Source organism: Peptidiphaga sp. (genome assembly GCF_057238965.1).
Genome location: NZ_DBHHEV010000099.1, coordinates 5690 through 8388, shown reverse-complemented (window position 1 = coordinate 8388; position 2699 = coordinate 5690). Strand labels below are relative to the sequence as shown.

Here is a 2699-nt window from a genome sequence, read left to right as displayed (position 1 = left end):
CGCGGCGGGCCATGGTCGAGGCGATGCGCAGCGCGTAGCACTTCTTGCCCAGCAGCGCGTTGCCGCCGTAGCCCGACCCGTAGGACCAGATCTCATTGGTCTCCGGGAAGTGCGTGATGTACTTTTCCTCGTTGCAGGGCCAAGCAGTGTCTTCACGGACGGTCCCGTCGGCGTCGCGCAGGGGGTAGCCGACGGAGTGCACCGCGGGAACCCACTCGCCGCCCTCGCCGATGAGCTTGAGCGCTTTGGAGCCCATTCGGGTCATGATGCGCATGTTCGTGACCACATAGGGAGAGTCGGTCAGCTCGATGCCGAGCTTGGAGATCGGTCCGCCGAGCGGGCCCATGGAGAAGGGAACGACGTACATCGTGCGGCCGCGCATGGCGCCGTCGAACTTCTCATTGAGGATCTTCTTCATCTCGACCGGGTCGTACCAGTGGTTGGTCGGGCCGGCGTCTTCTTCCTTCTCGGAGCAGATGAACGTCCGGGACTCCACGCGGGCGACGTCGGAGGGAAGCGAACGCGCAAGGAACGAGTTGGGGCGCTTCTCGGGATTGAGGCGCGTGAAAACTCCAGCCTCGACCATCTCGGTGGTGAGCCGATCCCATTCTTCCTCCGAGCCGTCGGCCCAGTAAATGGAGTCGGGCTTGGCGAGATTGGCCGTCTTCGCAACGAACTCAATCAACTCTTCAGGGGCCTCGGCGGGCGCTCCGGCCCGAACCTCTTCGACGGTGTAGGTCTTATCCGTCATCGCGTTTCCTTCCTGAGTCTGCGATGTGCTGCCGCAGCCTTGTCGCCACGGCGCGAACGACATCTATTGTTGCGGAAAAGGCTGGGGATTTCCCGTGCGTTTCGTCCCAGAACAGCTTGGGCTCAGCGGGTGCGATCTTTCACACACCGACGTCGTCGAAGCCGTCCAATAGAACCGGGCGCGGGAGCTTTCGCCGCGCCTCGGCAAACCGCCGACGAAGCACGAGTCCGACGAACGACTGAGGGGCTTTCCCCGCGCCCGCCGAAGCCTCAAAAGGGCCCGAAAAGCAATGCGCGGGCCGGAACAGAGGACAGGAGGGCCCAAGCAAGAGCAACAGCGGACCGGAAGAAAGGGACGCGTCGGCCCAAACGCAAGAAACGGGCAGGTCAAGGAACGAGAAGTCCCCACCTGGCGACGTGTGCCGTTTTCTCCCACCAACTATGCTGTTCCGTGTACGGCGCGACAAGCGCACTTCAAACTAAGGATTCAACAATGAGCGTTCTTCCACGCACAACCATGAGGAAGCGGTCTCGGTTGCTCGCGGCAGCCTTGCTTCCCTTCACGCTCCTGATCGCCGCGTGCAAAATGGACACGACCATAGAGTTCAAAGACGACGGCACGTCCGTATCGAGCGTCGTAGTCGAAGACGACGAGGGCAAGCTGACCGGCAAGAACGTGACGTGCGCATCGGCAATGGCGCGGATAAAACAAGCCATGCAGGGAAGGAGCAGCGCCGGCATCGATCTGAACAAGGCCAAGATGGAGGACCTCTCCAACGGAGGAAACCTCAAGTGCAAGCTGACTCAGAACCAGAGCAACTACGAGTCTGGGCTCACTAAGACTTCTAGCGGCTACGTTCTCAAGGTGCCTGGCACTCCGAGCCTTAACACTTCAAGCTTGAAAAACGAACTCAAAGTCACGTTCAAGATCGTCATGCCCGGGAAGGTCACCCAAGCGTCCGGAAACGGAAAGATCAGCGGCAACACGGTGAACTACGAGGGATTTGACATCCTCGCCCAAGGAGCGGAAATCAAGGCCACGAAGGACGGCGGCTCCGACGAGGAACCCTCTGACGAAGAAACCACAACAGCGAAGAACAACGAAGAAGCCACGGGGAAGAAGGCCGACGGAACTTTGGACCATCCCGCAGCTTCTAAGAAAGACTCCGACGGCGGATTCCCAATGTGGGCGTGGTTCGCCATCGGAGGCGGCGCCGTGGTTCTCTTGGGCGTCATAATCTTCCTCGCGACCCGAAAAGGGAAGGGGTCTAACTCCGGGCAAGCCTACGCAGCCCCATTCGGTCAGCCTCAAGCTCCGCAACAGTTCGGAGGACCCCAGGCTCCGCAGCAGTTCGGAGGGCCGCAGAACCAGCAGCAGTTTGGAGGGCCGCAGGCTCCGCAGCAGTTCGGAGGGCCGCAGAACCAGCAGGGCTACTCCCAGTACCCGCCCCAGCAAGGCGGCTACTGACAGACAGCTTCTCAAGCGCCGCACAAACCTTCGGCCCGCTCCGAGCAAGACGCATGGCTCGGGCGGGCCGAAGAGGCCTTAGAACGCAACCGAACACAAGGCTCGCACTTAAACGACCACGACCGGTTTAAGTTCAGCCGTCATATGCGCGAGGCCCTTCGTTCATCCGAACACATCCAACGCGCAGTCCCGTCGATCGCTCAAAACACGCGAGGCGTTTCGACTTGCCGTGCCGCTCCCGTTCGCGAAAGAGCGCAGGCCTGCGCGGAATTCCCAACTTGCCAAAGAACTCGCGACACGCCTGCGGGCAAAAGCCGGGAACTATAGGTAAAGGGAGGAGCAAAGGCCGCCGCTTTCGCTCCAACCGATTGTGCGCCGAGCGTCCCAGTCGCTACCTTTGTTCTTGAACATGACGGACACGCTTATCAGATAGGGACAAGCACATGACTACCATCGCCAAGAAGGGACGTCGCCGGCCCCT

At 60.8% G+C, this 2699-nt stretch carries 1 protein-coding gene and 1 pseudogene; one reads left to right on the top strand and one right to left on the bottom strand.

Going from position 1 to position 2699, the window contains the following annotated elements:
* Positions 1 to 751: pseudogene (locus ACO48X_RS09880) on the bottom strand (phosphoenolpyruvate carboxykinase (GTP)); the annotation flags it as partial.
* A 492-nt stretch (positions 752 to 1243) separates the two neighbouring features.
* On the opposite strand from ACO48X_RS09880, the gene ACO48X_RS09875 reads away from it, so the two are divergent.
* Complete coding sequence (locus ACO48X_RS09875; protein WP_485001921.1) at positions 1244 to 2218, top strand: proline-rich domain-containing protein; 975 nt, start codon at positions 1244 to 1246, stop codon at positions 2216 to 2218.
* Positions 2219 to 2699 lie beyond the last annotated feature (481 nt).

Bases quoted from the DNA above. Each gene is read 5' to 3' on its own strand.
- ACO48X_RS09875 (WP_485001921.1), top strand. From the start codon at position 1,244: ATGAGCGTTCTTCCACGCACAACCATGAGGAAGCGGTCTCGGTTGCTC.